The 15,347-nt window shown below is 54.2% G+C and carries 17 protein-coding genes; 1 reads left to right on the plus strand and 16 read right to left on the minus strand.

Annotated features, from left to right (window positions below; genetic code table 11):
• From ACN0RL_RS04870 to ACN0RL_RS04930, 13 genes are all read right to left on the minus strand, one after another.
• Nucleotides 1–1,008: a TAXI family TRAP transporter solute-binding subunit gene (locus tag ACN0RL_RS04870; protein ID WP_417514265.1), complete on the minus strand. Its 1,008-nt coding sequence runs from the start codon at nt 1,006–1,008 to the stop codon at nt 1–3.
• A 168-nt stretch (nt 1,009–1,176) separates the two neighbouring features.
• Nucleotides 1,177–2,670 (minus strand): sodium/proline symporter PutP, encoded by a 1,494-nt coding sequence (gene putP, locus ACN0RL_RS04875; protein WP_417514267.1) that lies wholly within the window; start codon nt 2,668–2,670, stop codon nt 1,177–1,179.
• 302 nt (nt 2,671–2,972) lie between these two features.
• A complete protein-coding gene (locus ACN0RL_RS04880) occupies nt 2,973–3,752 on the minus strand; it encodes an AraC family transcriptional regulator (protein WP_417514269.1) in 780 nt (259 codons plus the stop codon).
• Between the two features lie 38 nt (nt 3,753–3,790).
• Complete coding sequence (gene tmk, locus ACN0RL_RS04885; protein WP_417514271.1) at nt 3,791–4,426, minus strand: dTMP kinase; 636 nt, start codon at nt 4,424–4,426, stop codon at nt 3,791–3,793.
• Nucleotides 4,423–5,475 carry an endolytic transglycosylase MltG gene (gene mltG, locus ACN0RL_RS04890; RefSeq protein ID WP_417514273.1) on the minus strand — a complete coding sequence of 351 codons (1,053 nt, stop codon included), beginning with the start codon at nt 5,473–5,475 and terminating at the stop codon, nt 4,423–4,425. The genes tmk and mltG overlap by 4 nt, the downstream gene beginning before the upstream one ends.
• Before the next feature lie 5 nt (nt 5,476–5,480).
• A complete protein-coding gene (locus ACN0RL_RS04895) occupies nt 5,481–6,314 on the minus strand; it encodes an aminotransferase class IV (protein ID WP_417514275.1) in 834 nt (277 codons plus the stop codon).
• 6 nt (nt 6,315–6,320) lie between these two features.
• Nucleotides 6,321–7,568, minus strand: coding sequence for a beta-ketoacyl-ACP synthase II (gene fabF / locus ACN0RL_RS04900; protein ID WP_417514277.1), 1,248 nt, complete (start codon nt 7,566–7,568; stop codon nt 6,321–6,323).
• A 138-nt stretch (nt 7,569–7,706) separates the two neighbouring features.
• Nucleotides 7,707–7,940: an acyl carrier protein gene (acpP, locus tag ACN0RL_RS04905; RefSeq protein WP_012136033.1), complete on the minus strand. Its 234-nt coding sequence runs from the start codon at nt 7,938–7,940 to the stop codon at nt 7,707–7,709.
• Between the two features lie 135 nt (nt 7,941–8,075).
• Nucleotides 8,076–8,819 (minus strand): 3-oxoacyl-ACP reductase FabG, encoded by a 744-nt coding sequence (gene fabG, locus ACN0RL_RS04910; protein ID WP_417514279.1) that lies wholly within the window; start codon nt 8,817–8,819, stop codon nt 8,076–8,078.
• 16 nt (nt 8,820–8,835) lie between these two features.
• Nucleotides 8,836–9,774 (minus strand): ACP S-malonyltransferase, encoded by a 939-nt coding sequence (gene fabD, locus ACN0RL_RS04915; RefSeq protein WP_417514281.1) that lies wholly within the window; start codon nt 9,772–9,774, stop codon nt 8,836–8,838.
• Nucleotides 9,775–9,885: 111 nt separating this feature from the next.
• Nucleotides 9,886–10,887, minus strand: a complete 1,002-nt coding sequence (plsX, locus tag ACN0RL_RS04920; protein WP_417514283.1) for a phosphate acyltransferase PlsX — start codon at nt 10,885–10,887, stop codon at nt 9,886–9,888.
• Nucleotides 10,888–10,928: 41 nt separating this feature from the next.
• Nucleotides 10,929–11,108 (minus strand): 50S ribosomal protein L32, encoded by a 180-nt coding sequence (rpmF, locus tag ACN0RL_RS04925; RefSeq protein ID WP_071267855.1) that lies wholly within the window; start codon nt 11,106–11,108, stop codon nt 10,929–10,931.
• A gap of 104 nt (nt 11,109–11,212) precedes the next feature.
• On the minus strand, nt 11,213–11,767 hold the full coding sequence (locus ACN0RL_RS04930; RefSeq protein WP_417514285.1) for a YceD family protein: 555 nt from the start codon (nt 11,765–11,767) through the stop codon (nt 11,213–11,215).
• A 138-nt stretch (nt 11,768–11,905) separates the two neighbouring features.
• Here ACN0RL_RS04930 and ACN0RL_RS04935 point away from each other — a divergent pair, with 138 nt between their 5' ends.
• A complete protein-coding gene (locus ACN0RL_RS04935) occupies nt 11,906–12,502 on the plus strand; it encodes a Maf family protein (protein ID WP_417514287.1) in 597 nt (198 codons plus the stop codon).
• A gap of 34 nt (nt 12,503–12,536) precedes the next feature.
• Here ACN0RL_RS04935 and ACN0RL_RS04940 read toward each other — a convergent pair whose 3' ends face one another.
• Genes ACN0RL_RS04940 through rluC form a run of 3 tightly spaced genes read right to left on the minus strand, consistent with a single transcriptional unit; the run spans nt 12,537 to nt 15,313 of the window.
• On the minus strand, nt 12,537–13,562 hold the full coding sequence (locus ACN0RL_RS04940) for a S49 family peptidase (RefSeq protein ID WP_417514289.1): 1,026 nt from the start codon (nt 13,560–13,562) through the stop codon (nt 12,537–12,539).
• A 39-nt stretch (nt 13,563–13,601) separates the two neighbouring features.
• Entirely contained in the window at nt 13,602–14,249 is a 648-nt protein-coding gene (locus tag ACN0RL_RS04945; protein WP_417514291.1) for an HAD family hydrolase, read from the minus strand.
• On the minus strand, nt 14,249–15,313 hold the full coding sequence (gene rluC / locus ACN0RL_RS04950; protein ID WP_417514293.1) for a 23S rRNA pseudouridine(955/2504/2580) synthase RluC: 1,065 nt from the start codon (nt 15,311–15,313) through the stop codon (nt 14,249–14,251). Before rluC ends, ACN0RL_RS04945 begins: the two co-directional genes overlap by 1 nt.
• Between the last annotated feature and the right edge of the window lie 34 nt (nt 15,314–15,347).

Consider the following 15,347-nt stretch of genomic DNA (forward strand, 5'->3'; position numbering starts at 1 on the left):
TTACTCTGCAATCAATCGGTCAGGAATTGTCAGCCCCTGCTCCTGATAGAAGCGCGCGGCTCCGGCATGAAGCGGCATTGGCAGACCGGCAATTGCTTTCTCGAGCGCCATCGCTTTGGTTGCAGGATGGATGTTGTTCAGGAACGGGAGGTTTTCGTAGATTGTTTTGGTGATCTCGTAAACATCGTTCTCCGGGACATCGTCACGGACGGCCAGGATATTGGGCTGCGCAATGGTGTTGATATCCTCAGCCTGCTGCGGATAGGTACCCGCCGGAATGGTGTAAGGCGTCCAGAGCTCGAAATCACTGTTCACCTGAGCAACCTGCTCCGGGGTGAAGTTCAGAGTGGTAATCTTGTCACCCATGTTGGCATAGGCTCTTGTTACCGCAGCAGCAGGAACACCCGCCGGTATGTTCATACCATCAATATTTCCGTTCTGCAGAGCATCAGCACTTGGACCATAGCCCTGGTATGCAAGATTTACCTTTTCCAGATCGATACCGACCTTACCAAGAATAAAGCGGCCCGAGCCTTCTGTGCCCGAATTTCTGGCTCCGATGGAAAAGCTCTCACCATAGAGGTTGGCCATGTCTTCGATTGTGCCGGTTTTCGTGACTTTTCTGGTAACCACGAAATGCTCAACGTTCTGCCACAGCATGGAAACCGAACGCAGGTTTTTGTAGGCTTTGGGGACTGGCCCGGAACCATTCCAGGCATAGGCGCCATAAAGCCCCTGGAGAATGCCAAACTGGATCTGGTCTTCGTCCATTAACTTCAGATTCTCACCAGAGCCGGCCGAACTGATTGCCGAAACCGATATATTGGTAGAAGGCTCAAGTTTAACCTTGATCAGCGTTGAAATAGCGACACCCACAGGATAATAGGTGCCTCCCGTTGTGGCAGTGCCCATCACATAATTACCTTCCGCCTGGGCGCCGGCAGAAAGAGATACCATGGCGGCTGCCAGCAGCCCCGAGGCGTATTTCAGCGTTCTTTTCTTACTCATGAAGTGGTTCCTTTTTATCATTATTCTGGTTCAAGCCTGCAGTGTAACCCTGTAAAGATAGCTGCCAAGCGCCCTATGTACCAGTTGTGTGCCATACACCTGGCACCCAGACAGAAAAAGGGCTCCCGCAGGAGCCCTTTTCAATTTCAAGCGATTTACGCTCTGTCTTTAGCTATGGTCGACTGCCTGATACTCATTGGCATCAGAAGTGGCAAGACTCACCACAATGATAGCAATGAAGGAGGCAATGAAGCCCGGAATGATCTCATAGACGCCAGGGCCGCCCATGAACTCGCCATTCCAACCCAGAGACACCCAGATCATTGCGGTACCTGCACCCACAATCAGACCCGCCAGTGCACCTGCGCCATTCGTGCGCGACCACATCAACGACAGAATGATCAGCGGACCAAACGCAGAACCAAAACCTGCCCATGCATTACCCACCAGCGCCAGAACCTGCGAGTTGGGGTCGGAGGCGATAACAGAAGCAACAAGGCCTACAAGCACTACGCATACACGACCAACGTTTACGCACTCTTTATCGCCAGCTTCCTTACGCAGGAACAAGCGATAGAAGTCTTCCGTCAGAGAGGACGAAGACACCAGCAGTTGGCTGGAAATGGTGCTCATTACCGCCGCTAACAGAGCTGCATAAAGGAAGCCCGTGATCAGCGGATGGAACAGCAAGTCCGCAAGAATGATAAAGATGGTTTCCGGATCTTCAATATCCATGCCGTTGCGCACTGCATAAGCACGGCCGAAGACGCCCAGGCCAATTGCACCGATCAGGGAGATAGCCATCCACGACATGCCAATGTTTCTGGCAGCCGGAACTTCTTTCACCGAACGGATTGCCATGAAGCGCACAATGATATGCGGCTGGCCAAAATAGCCCAGACCCCAGGTTACTGCTGATAGCCAGCCGATGAAGGTCAACCCTTGCGTCCAGGAGAGCAGTTTCGGATCAACCTCGTTCAGAGTCTGAGTTGCCTGCGCAAAACCACCGCCGCCTTCGCCGAAAAGAACAACCGCTGGCATCAGCACGAGCGCCACCATCATGATGCAACCCTGAACAAAGTCCGTCATGCTCACGGCCAGAAATCCGCCAACAACCGTGTAGGCCAATACAACGCCAAGTGTTATAACGATGCCAACGCTGTAGTCACTCAGACCACCGAAGTTGAATATTCCTGCGAATGCACTTTCAAACAGCTTGCCGCCCGCTACCAGGCCAGATGCTGTATAAACCGCGAAGAACACCACGATAACGATTGCCGATACTGTTCGCAGTGGCAATGCCTGGGTAGGAAAACGGTTCGCCAGAAACGCCGGAATCGTCAAGGCGTTACCGTAATGAACGGTTTGTGCACGCAGCCTGGGAGCAACAAGAACCCAGTTGAAGAACGCACCCACAAACAGACCAACGCCGATCCATGCCGAAGCCAGGCCCGAGACATACATGGCGCCCGGCAAGCCCAGAAGCAACCAACCACTCATGTCAGAAGCACCAGCAGACAAAGCCGCTACTTTCGGACTGAGCCCCCTGCCACCAAGCATATAGTCTTCGGATGAAGACGTAGATGTGCGCATCGCATAAACGCCAATAGCGATCATGAGCGCAAAATAACCAATCAGACTAATCCAGACACCAATAGCCATGGGGTTCCTCCGGTTTAAAGAGCGGACAATATCCGCTCGCAAAGCACAGGCCTGACATGCACGTCAGCTTACTGTGTCGTTCTTCTTGTTTACTGGAATGCCTTTCGAATCTGAGCGAGGCAACGTACCGCACACTCGACCTTAACTATAGTTAAGTATTGCCAATTTGCGACCGCAACGACCACCAGATCGAAAGGATGAGATTTGACACAACAAGCCTAGTATTACTACGTATTATCGGCTTACAAAATCCTACGATTTTTTTATGGAATTCTACGGGAGTAAGGTAATTGACAAGCAGATCAGGCAACGTTGTCGCGAGCTTGCAGCCTGGTAGGGGTCGTTCCCTTGTGTTTACGCAAAGCATTGGTCAAAGCGCTCTGCGATGAAAAGCCTACCCGATAACTGATTTCCGACACAGAAAGTGGCGTCGAGGCCAGGAGTTTTATGGCCTGATTAAGGCGGGCTTGTAACAAGAACTGGTGCGGTGTGGTTCCAACCACTTCACGGAATACCTCATGGAAACGGCTTACGCTCAGACAGGCCTCGCTGGCCAGTTCCTGCACCGTAATTTTCCGATGGAGATTGTCCCTAATATAATGTTGCATGGCGTCTGGACTGAGGCTATGCCGGCTCGGTGCGCTCACCTTCGGGTCAACAACCCTGTCTGCCATACAATAGAGGATACTGGCAGCAAGATGGCCATGCATTCCGAGGTTGCCGGGGGATCGATCAAACTCACCGGCTGCAAACTGGACCAGCCCCTGCAAACGACTGTCCATATGAATCGTCCGTGGCTTTTCGAAGACACGCACCATCCGCTCATAGTCGGCGTGGTGTGGTGACGTAATAGCAGGAGTTGAGGGATCCAGATTGATGACCATCACGTGATTCTGATGATCACCGCAATAGTCGTGCCTTGCATCTGTTGGTACGAGGCAAGCCTTCCAGGTATCAAGATGAGATCCGGTTCCGTCAACGCTCAAATCCGCTTCGCCCTGAACACCAATCACTATCTGATGATGCTCATGGCGGTGCTGGTGAGATGCAATTGGCAGTTTGAGTAAACGGGCATCCAGCATAGACGCGACCGGTACCTTTAATTGAGAATATGGCTCAATTAAAGCAGATCTGGCTGGAACTTGCACATAAGTTCGCGGACTCGGGCGCTTACTTCCTCCAATGGGGAAGCTGCGTCCACGATATTGTAGCGCTCGGGTTCACTCGCAGCACGAGCCAGATAGGTTTCTCGAATACGTTGGAAAAAAGACACTGCTTCCTGCTCAAAGCGATCCAACTGCCCCCGGTGCCTCGCCCTGGTCATGCCGGTTTCGACTGGCGCGTCCAGCAACACCACATGATCGGGGCGCACCTCGCCTTGCACCAGGTTTTCGAGCAATGCAATGCGCTCGTATGGAACGCCGCGCCCTCCTCCCTGGTAAGCAAACGTTGCATCGGTAAAGCGATCACAAAGCACCCACTTTCCTTTTTCAAGCGCGGGAAGGATAAGCGTGTGCAGGTGCTGTGCCCGGGCTGCGAACATCAGTAGCAATTCGGTGAGCTCGTTCACAGGCTCATCCCGTGGGGCCAGGAGCAGCTCCCGGATTGCCTCGGCCACAGGCGTGCCACCAGGCTCACGGGTAACAATACAATCAACGCCAAGCGCTTTCAGAGTTTCAGCGGCATTCGCGATCTGGGTGGATTTGCCAACACCCTCGGTTCCCTCAAAAGTAATAAACCGGCCACGGGCAGTCATTCTTTTTCTTCCTTCTCGGGAGCAGGTGAAGACCGGTAATCCGACCGCCGGTTCAGCTGAAACGCCCGGACCGCCTTCTGGTGTTCTGCCAATGTGCTGGAAAACTTATGGGTACCATCGCCCCGGGCTACAAAGTAGAGGGTTTTGCCGGGGTCCGGGTGCAGTGCGGCATGGATGGCCTCTCGCCCCGGCAACGCTATTGGTGTGGGCGGAAGGCCGTTGATACGATAGGTGTTATACGGAGTGTGAGTGCGCAGATCCCGGCTACCTATTTTTCCTTTGTACTTGTCTCCCATGCCATAAATAACAGTGGGGTCTGTTTGTAAGCGCATGCCTTTTTGCAGGCGGCGTACAAATACTCCTGCAACCTGCCCCCGCTCATGGGGAGCACCGGTTTCCCGCTCAACAATGGAGGCCATTATCAGAGCCTCATAGGCATTGTCGTATGGCAGACCCTCTTCCCGGCCCGCCCACTCTTCCGAAAGGACGCTTTCCATGCGCTGGAAAGAACGCCGGAGCAGGTCGAGATCAGACTCGCTACTGGTAAACAGGTATGTGTCCGGAAAAAAGCGCCCCTCCGGGTGTTCACCTTCCGCACCTACGGCCTTCATGATCTGTGCATCCGTCCACTCGGAGGTCAGCACTTCAAGGCGATCCGTTGCGGAAAGCGCCGCGCGCATATCGCTGAATGTCCAGCCCTCAATAAACTGCACAGACCAGTGTTTGGTATCACCTGCCACCATTTTTTCGAGCATGGTTTCAGCGGTCATACCGTCAGTAAATTCATACTCTCCGGCTTTGATTCTTGCCTGATCAGGAAACAAACGACCGTATACTCGCACCCAAAAGCTCTTTTCAATCAGGCCACGAGTTTCCAGCTGCCTGGCAACCTCGCTGAACGCTGTACCTCCAGGCACGTTGAATAACACCGGTTCAACCAGGATCACTGGCCTGGATAATGAGCCCAGCCCTTGCCAGACCCACAAACCTGTCCCTGCGCCAACCAGCACAGCAGCGCAAATTCCTGCAATCAAAAGTTTTTTGAACAAACGAATTATTCCAGCAGCTCGAGAGGATTAAAGATTGTCGCAAGTCCATCATCTACAGGCAAATCCTGCCCGGCAAGACTTCGCGCAGGTACAACTCCGATAACGCTGTTTAACAGGTAGAGTCCTCGACAATCAGCCCCCAATACATCCCCGATACTGACAGCCCGCTCTACGACCAGCTCTCCCCTGGCTCTGAGCCTTTCGAGCACCCACTGGCGCAGCACGCCGGCAACCGCGAGATTCCTGGCTGGAGGTGTTACCCAGCCTTCTGACATTTTCAGTAGCAGATTGGTACGAGTACCCTCAACCAGATTACCGGCGCTGTCTGACATGATCACTTCAAACAGATCACCTTCAATCTCTCGAGCGGCCATAACCTGTTCCAGCCGGTTGAGCGACTTGATCCCCGCAAGCAGCGGATTCACCATCAAAGGGACCGGGGACAGGTCAACCGCAACACCATAGGCAACCGGAGGAGCTTCCGGCATAGGCCCGGCAGACACCATAAGATTTGGCCTGACTCCCGGGCCCGGCCGATATCCCCGGCCGCCCTCGCCCCGGGTGAGAGTCAATTTGAGCACCCAGTCGCCGTCCGTCTGCTGGTTTATAAAACGGTCATAGTAACGGTTAATCGCGGCGGTACAGGCTTTTCGAAGATCGGTCAGAGAAACCGGGATACCCAGTCTCCCGGCATCACGAACCATCCGGTCAAGGTGACGGGAAAGGAGCACACCCCGATTTCCGTGCATTCTTATGGTCTCGAACAGGCCATCGCCATAAGCAGCACCCCGATCGCTGGCCGGGAAGCCACCTTCTTCAGCCCAGCGCAGATTGAACATACCGGATCAGCCTTCGTATCGGCTGACAATCAAGGTACCGTTGGTGCCGCCAAAGCCAAATGAATTGGACAAAGCCACGCGGACATCGGCGTTGCGGCAGACATTGGGAACAAGATCAAGATCGCAACCCTCAGCGGGGTTATCGAGATTGATCGTTGGGGGCAATACACCATCGCGTATGGCAAGCAGGGAAAAAATTGCCTCTACGGCTCCCGCAGCACCAAGCAGGTGCCCGGTCATGGATTTTGTACTGCTCATAGCCACCCGGCTTGCGTGGTCACCAAACACACGCTTGACCGCCGCAATTTCAGCTAGATCCCCCACGTGCGTTGAGGTTCCGTGCGCGTTGATGTAATCGACGTTTTCAGGCTTCAGGCCGGCATCCCTGAGCGCATTACTCATGGAACGTGCCGCGCCTTCTCCGTCTTCTGGCGGCGCTGTAATATGGTGTGCGTCATCACTCATTCCAAAACCGACCATCTCACCGTAGATGGTTGCACCACGCCTTTTGGCATGTTCCAGCTCTTCCAGCACCAGCACCCCTGCACCGTCACTGAGTACAAAACCATCCCTGTCTCTATCCCATGGGCGGCTGGCTTTCTCAGGTTCATCATTTCGGGTAGACAGGGCGCGAGCAGACGAAAATGCGGCTATACCTGTGCGCGTCGTAGCCATTTCAGAGCCACCGGCAAGCATCACATCTGCATCGCCATAGGCAATGGTTCGGGCGGCGTAGCCTATATTGTGGGTACCCGTCGTACAGGCGGTAACAATGGCAATATTTGGTCCCCGGTAGCCGAATCGAATGGCGGCATTACCGGAGATCATGTTGATCACTGACGCCGGAACAAAGAACGGTGATACTTTGCGCGGACCCGACTTTTCCATCGTCAACACGCTCTTCTCGATATATTCCAGCCCACCAATACCTGAGCCTATGGCTATACCGACGCGATCACGATCCAGCTCGTCGTATTCTGCAAGCCCGCTGTCATCCACCGCTTGCTGAGCCGCAACCAAACCGTAGTGAATAAACGCATCAAGCTTTCTGGCTTCTTTCGCAGAAAGGTAGGGTTCCAGATCAAGATCCCTGATCGCACCACCAATACGGGTATTGTATTCAGAGGCATCAAAGCGATCGATCTTTCCGATTCCGCTACGACCTGCCCGGATACCTTCCCAGGAAGACGTCACATCGTTCCCCAGAGGAGACAACATACCCATGCCAGTGACTACAACCCGCCGTTTACTCATAACCCGTTCACCTGTTATTCCGTCTTTGCGCTGTTACCTAATGCACCCGAAGCATGGGTATTTCTCAGGCAATAAAAAAGCCGTCCCTCGCTGAATAACAAGGACGGCTTTGTGCCTAGCTTACTTGAATGCAGAGTATCAGGTGTGCGCGACGATGTAGTCGATCGCGTCCTGTACACTGGCAAGCTTCTCGGCTTCTTCATCCGGAATTTCGGTTTCAAATTCCTCTTCCAGTGCCATGACCAGCTCAACGGTGTCCAGTGAGTCAGCGCCAAGATCCTCTACAAAAGAAGATGAGTTCTGAACTTCGGACTCTTTAACGCCCAACTGTTCACAAACAATCTTCTTCACGCGCTCTTCAACTGTACTCATAATGTCCTCACTTTGTGTATCAACCAAGCAACTCAAGTGCTGCCAGTTTAGTGTAAACCCTACCTGCAAACAAGCAGGGATCCGGTTAAACATGTTGTGCGACAAGGGGTTGCGCACGAGCTCCGAAACCGGAGCTTATCCCATGTACATTCCGCCGTTTACATGAATGGTTTCACCAGTCACATAACCAGCAATATCAGAGGCCAGAAAAGCAACGATAGCCGCCACTTCTTCAGGCTGCCCCAGACGACCCGCAGGTATAATTCCCAGCATAGCTTCGCGCTGCCCGTCGTCCAGTTTTTTTGTCATATCTGTATCGATAAATCCGGGCGCAACACAATTTGATGTGATGCCACGATTCGACATTTCCTTCGCCAGACTGCGAGTAAAGCCTTCCACGCCAGCCTTTGCGGCACAATAATTGGCTTGTCCGGGGTTACCCATGCTGGCTACGACGGAGCTGACGTTGATAATTCTGCCCCAGCGCGCCTTGGCCATGCCTCGCAATACGGCTTTGCTGGTACGGTACACGCTTGAGAGGTTCGTTTCGAGCACCGAATCCCAATCGTCATCTTTTAAACGCATCAGCAGGTTGTCACGGGTTATACCCGCGTTGTTGACCAGAATCAGAGGTGCACCGGATTTACCGGCAATCTCTTTCAGGCCCGCTTCAATACTTTCGGGATCAGCGACATTCATTACGATGCCATAACCGCTGACGCCTGCAGCCTGAAGGCTATCCGTAATCGACGCTGCCCCATCGGCGCTGGTCGCGGTACCAACTACTTCTGCACCCTGCTTTCCAAGTGCCAGAGCGATAGCTTTTCCAATTCCTCGGGTAGCACCTGTTACCAGTGCTGTTTTGCCTTCCAGAGACATGCGCAACTCCCTTTCTTCAAGACGGTTCAAATGCCGCAAGTGCAGCTGTCAGAGCATCAGGATCCTCGATCCCATGAACAGCAAGCCCACGGTCAATTCGCTTGGCCAGCCCTGCAAGCACTTTGCCGGTGCCACATTCAATAGCGACAGTAACATCGCTATTCACCAGAGCGCGCACCGAATCGGTCCATAGCACCGGGGAATAGAGCTGCTTGAGAAGATTGGCCTTAAGTGTAGCCGAATCTGTGACGGCTGCCGCGTTAACATTCTGTATAACCGGCGTGACCGCATCGCTGAAGCGAACCTCATCAAGGGCCTGAGCCAATTCCTCGGCAGCGCCTTTCATCAAAGCACAATGTGAGGGAACACTGACGGGCAAAAGCATGGCTTTGCGAGCGCCCCTGGATTTGCAGGCTTCAATAGCCCGGTCGACGGCCGCGGCCGAGCCGGCAATCACTACCTGACCCGGGGCATTAAAATTCACCGCTGATACAACATCGCCATTAGCAGCTTCTTCACAGGCTGCGACAACATCAGCATCTTCAAGACCAAGAATCGCTGCCATTTTGCCCTCACCAGAGGGCACAGCTTCCTGCATCAGCTCACCGCGCAAACGCACCAGTTTGACGGCTTCGACGAAATCCAGGCTTTCAGCGGCAACCAGCGCACTGTATTCACCGAGGCTGTGTCCAGCCAGAAAATCGGGTTTAACCCCCCCTGCAACTAACCACTGTCGCCATAATGCAATACTGGCCGTCAGCAGTGCTGGCTGGGTGATCATTGTCTGGTTAAGTTCTTCTGCCGGCCCTTTCTGGCAAAGCTGCCAGAGATCGTAGCCAAGCACATTAGAAGCTTCTGCAAAGGTTTTATTGATCATGGGCCAAGACCCAGCGGCCGCGGAAAGCATGCCAACTGACTGGGAGCCCTGTCCGGGAAATATAAACGCTGATTTCATAAGCGGGATCTTATCGTCAATGGAAGTTTCAGGAGATTAGCCAATAGTACAAGCTGGCATGATTTTGCGCGAGTAAGCCGTAAAAACGAAAACGACTTTAGTCTGACGCTGTCACAGCATCAGGTCGTCAAGACGCTCATTGATACGCCTGGGCACTTCCAGCTCAACCTCACGGACGGCCTGGCGAATGGCAGCCAGCATGGCGCGCTCATTGGCATTTCCATGACTTTTTATGACCACACCCTGCAGCCCGAGCAAACTGGCACCGTTATGGCGTGAAGGATCCATCAGCCTAAGCAGTCGCCCGATTATGGGGCGGGCCAGAACGCCCACAAAACGGCCATAAAGCGTGCGGGTGAAAGCCTGCTCCATGAGCTCAATAAGCAACCCTGCAACTCCTTCGCCGGTTTTCAGCGCAATATTGCCGACAAAACCATCGCACACCACAACATCGGCAACATCCCGGAACAGATCACTACCTTCAACATACCCGATATAGTTAACAGAATCGCACTGGGCAAGCATGTGTGAGGCAAGGCGAACCTGCTCATTGCCCTTTATTTCTTCTTCGCCAACGTTCAACAACGCAACTCGCGGCTCACCCTGGCTGCATATTGCTGAAGCCATGAGTGAGCCCATCAGAGCGTACTGGTAAAGGTTTTCCGCGCTGGAATCCACATTGGCGCCAAGATCCAGAACATGACACCGCCCCCGAAGCGAAGGGATCAATTTTGCAATTGCCGGACGCTCAATACCCGGGTACATACGGATAATAGATCGACCAAAAGCCATAAGGGCCCCGGTGTTACCCGCGCTGACACAACCCTGGGCTTCACCATCGCGAACGAGGGCCAGAGCAATGGCCATGGAGGAGTTTTTCTTGTGACGCAGCGCATGGGAGGGTCGTTCATTCATGCGGACAACATCCGCAGCCTCCACGATACGAATTCGCGGGTGTCCTTCACGCAAAAAAGCCTCGAGTTCACTCCGGATTCCCACCAGAATGAAACTCAAGGCTTTATTTTCACGCACCGCTTCGAGGGCAGCGGCGACCACCACTGCAGGCCCCCGATCGCCACTCATCGCATCAACCGCAATGGTGACCGGCTTCACCGCTCTTCCATTCGATTGATTGATGTGGCTATGCAACGAGATTACTCGTCGCTGGCTTCAATTACCTGCTTGCCACGGTAGAATCCGTCCGGAGACACGTGGTGACGACGATGAACTTCGCCAGTTGTTGAATCAGTGCTCAGAGCTGCCGGGCTCAAAGCATCGTGGGCACGGCGCATGCCACGCTTGGAACGGGTCTTGCGGTTCTTCTGTACAGCCATGGTTATACTCCTGACCTGTTAACGTAAACTTTGCTTGAATATCGTTACAAGTAACGTGTGTTCGTTTAATTGCGCCGGCTTCTGTAAAGATGCCCACGCCCGCATTAATGCTTTGTTTTTCCGAGACCCGCCAGCACGCTGAACGGGTTATCGCCCGACTTCTTCTCTGCCACTGCCGAGGCATGGTCCGGCTCGTAAGCTTCCAGATCTTCTTTTGCCGGACATTCATTCCGGTCGTGAAGAGGATATGGGGGCAGAACCAGCAACAACTCGTCCTCCACCATAGACCAGAGATCTGCACTGAAATCGTCCGTCAGGAACGGCTCCAGATCTTTTGGCAACCGCTCTGCCTGCGCATCGCTGGTCACCAGCCCGAGTGTAAACCTGGAGGACAGCAAGGAATCCATGGACTCCATGCACCGCTGGCACTCCAGTTTAACCGGAGCCTCCAGCTCACCGGAGACGATGCGACGGCGTTCACCATCCTGATAAAAGGACAGTTTAACACGACATACAGCACCGTCTTCGAACCCCAAAACAGATTCACGGAAACGAGACAATGCACTGACAGGAATTTCTCCCTCCAGCACGCTGTTATGCTCCGCCAACCGGTATGGGTCGACTATTTTCGGCAACTCGGCACTAGACGCATTTGACATAGGCGCGCAATTCTAGGGGCCAAGCTCGCTGCTGTCAAAGACTTCGTCGGGTTTTGATCGGGGGTTCCGGTTTCCGTAGGTGTATTCTACGATAAGCACACTTAAAAGTGGCGCATAAAACCCGAAAGGAACAACCTCATGCCCCAAAATCCTCTGCTACTGGCATCCTCATCCCGATATCGCCACGAACTGTTATCAAGGCTTGGGTTGCCGTTCTCCAGCGCCAGTCCGGACATTGATGAGTCACCCCTTGATGGAGAGGCGCCCGAGAACCTCGCTATCCGCCTGGCCACATCTAAAGCCAGAGCCCTTGCCTCAGCCTACCCGGGGCACTGGATTATTGGTTCGGACCAGGTGGCCGCCCTGCCAGATGGCACTCTGCTAAGCAAACCCGGAAACTACGAGAATGCCTGTGAACAACTTAGCCGAAGCAGTGGCCGGAGCGTTAATTTCCTGACCGGACTCGCTCTACTGGACGCAAGTACCGGTAAGCTGCAAAGTTCCTGCGAGCGCTTTACCGCTCACTTCCGGGACCTGACCGCCGAAGAAATCAATGAGTACCTTCGTAAAGAGAAGCCGTACGATTGTGCTGGCAGCTTCAAGATGGAAGGTCTGGGCATCTCTCTGTTCCGGCAACTGGAGGGGCAGGACCCGAACAGCCTGATCGGCCTGCCTCTGATCGCCCTGACTGACATGCTGAGAGCCTGGGGCAGAAACCCGCTGCTAGAACCTTAGCACTCGCCCTGAACGACGAGCCTGACCCCTGTCACTAACGCAGCTCCAGTCGGGACTCAACCAACTGCCCTACAATGCCCTGACCAAAAGAAACTCCCAACTGATCAACAAGGTCGCGCAACGCTCCCTTCCGGTGGCTGTAATCAACCAGGTCTTCCTGGCCGATTACCTGTCTGGCGACATAAGAGGTACTGCCAAGCCCATCAACAAGCCCCAACTCCATCGCCTGCTGGCCACTCCACACCAGACCGCTGAACAAACGCTCATCATCAGCGAGGCGGTCACCGCGACCTTCTTTTACTGCTGCTATAAACTGCTGGTGAGTGTTTTCCAGCACGCTCTGCCAGAAATCCACTTCCTGCTCCTGCTGGGGCGAGAACGGATCCAGAAAGGCCTTGTTTTCACCTGCCGTGTAAAGCCGGCGCTCCACTCCAAGCTTGTCCATGGCACCGGTGAACCCGAAACCACCTGCCACAACACCAATAGACCCCACAAGGCTGGCCCGGTTTGCATAAATCTCATCAGCTGCAGCTGCAATATAGTAGGCACCGGACGCTCCGATATCCGAGATCACTGCATAGACCTTCTTATCCGGATACTCGCCCCGCAGTCGTTTGATCTCATCGTAAACATAGCCGGACTGAACCGGGCTCCCGCCGGGGCTGTTGATACGCAGAATAACCGCCACCGCATCCTCTTGCTCGAAAGCTGAACGGAGCGAGCCTACAATGTTGTCCGCACTGGCAAGCTCGTCTGCAGCGATAGGGCCATTCACTTCAACCACCGCCGTGTGCTTACCGGCCGTTGCGTCCAGGCTGCCGCCAAATGGCGACCAGACGATGGCCAACAGCGCAAACAGATAGGCAAGTGTGAGAAATTTGAAAAAGATGCCCCACCGGCGACTCCGGCGCTGCTCAGACTGCAGAGACATCACAAGCTTTTCAATCAATCGCCAGTCACGCCCCGACTCCGGCGGCAAGCGCGGTTGATTGCGCCCTGAACGAGGTTCTGCAGGTTTGTCACCCCACTCTGGCGGTTTGTCGGAATCCCAGTCACTCATGCATTTTTTCCTGTCAGAAATAAAATCACTAAAATTGACTTACAAGCCGAGCACGCTGCGCAGGTCCCGCACAGAATCGACGATAGCGTGGGGAGCATAACCACCCAGCACATCACGCTTGTGCACGCCCCACTCAACACCAATAGAGGGCATACCAATGCGCTGAGCCATTTCGAGATCGTAGCGGGTATCGCCGATCATAACTGCCTCGGAAGGCTCAATTCCGTAAAAAAGAAGGATCTCTTCGAGCATTCGCGGATCTGGCTTGGAGCGGGTTTCGTCGGCACAGCGGGTAATATCAAAATGCGCTCCCAACCCGCTGGAAACAAGCGCTGACTCCAGACCTTTGCGGCTTTTACCCGTGGCAACAGAACACCCGCGCCCGGCACCACGAAGGTCGGCGACAACATCCGCCATACCCTCAAATAAATTCTGAGGCGTCGTTACCTTACGGAAGAAATAATTTCCGTATCCCTCGCGGATAGCCGTCATTTCTTCGCGACTGATACCCGGGTATAGCCGTTCAAGTGCCTCAACCATGCCAAGGCCGATAATGTCACGGTAGGCCTCCCTCTCCAGCGCAGGGTATCCCAGCTCAGTGGCAGCTTGATGCAGACTGTCCGCAATATGATCTACTGAGTCGACAAGCGTTCCATCCCAATCAAAAATTACAACTTTGACTTCCATTAACCTGCTCCCGTTGCACGCACTTCGAGCTTGTTCAGCACGTGACTGAATACTTCATCATAAGGCGCCTCGAACCGGACTGATTCCCCGGTAACCGGCAGCAAAAGCTCAAGAGCGCGGGCGTGCAGCATCAGGCGCTGACCACCCACGGACCGGAATGCTTTCAGACTAACATCATCCATATACTTATCATCACCCGCTATCGGATGACCGGCGCAGGCACTATGAACACGAATCTGATGGGTACGGCCGGTAACCGGCGATGCCTCCACCAGACTGTAACCGTCATAGCGCGCAAGACAGCGAAAAGTTGTAAGCGAGGCCTTTCCGGCCTCATCCACCCTCACCCTGCGCTCGCCATTGGGCATCTCATAGCGAAGCAATGGCTCATCCACCCGGCCAAGCTTGTCAGGCCAACTCCCGGCTACCAGAGCGTGATACTGTTTACGAATCCGCCTCTGCCGGAGTTCATCCTGCAGGTAGCGAAGCGCTGATCGCTTTTTTGCGATCATCACGAGCCCGGAGGTATCTCGGTCGAGGCGATGCACCAGCTCAAGAAACCGTGCTTCCGGGCGGGCTGATCGCAGCACTTCAATCAGGCCGAAGCTGAGGCCGCTTCCTCCATGCACGGCAATACCAGAAGGCTTGTTAACCACCAGCATCTGATCATTTTCAAATACGACCGCAGCTTCGACCACACCCTGAACCCGACTACCAGGTGCGGTTTGCGGAACCTTCTCCTTACGGATAACCGGCGGAATACGCACCTGGTCACCCGTCGAAAGGCGTGTGTCGGGCTTCACCCTACCTTTATTCACCCGCACTTCACCCTTACGGACGATGCGGTAAATGATGCTTCTGGGCACACCACGAAGCTGGGCCAGCAGAAAATTGTCCAGCCGCTGCCCGTGGTTGTCCTCATCAACAGTGACCCACAGAACCCCCTGCTGAACCGCTTCCCGGCCGCCGCTTCCCGACCTTGCATTCGCAGAGCTGACCGGGCGTGACACCGGTTTTCTGGCCCTGGCACTGGCTGGTTTTCCGGTAGCAGATTTGCGGGACATAAGGTTCCTTTCTCGGGTGGTGTAGCTGGTGATA

Origin of the sequence: Marinobacter sp. (assembly GCF_048259445.1) — a bacterium.
GTDB lineage: Bacteria > Pseudomonadota > Gammaproteobacteria > Pseudomonadales > Oleiphilaceae > Marinobacter.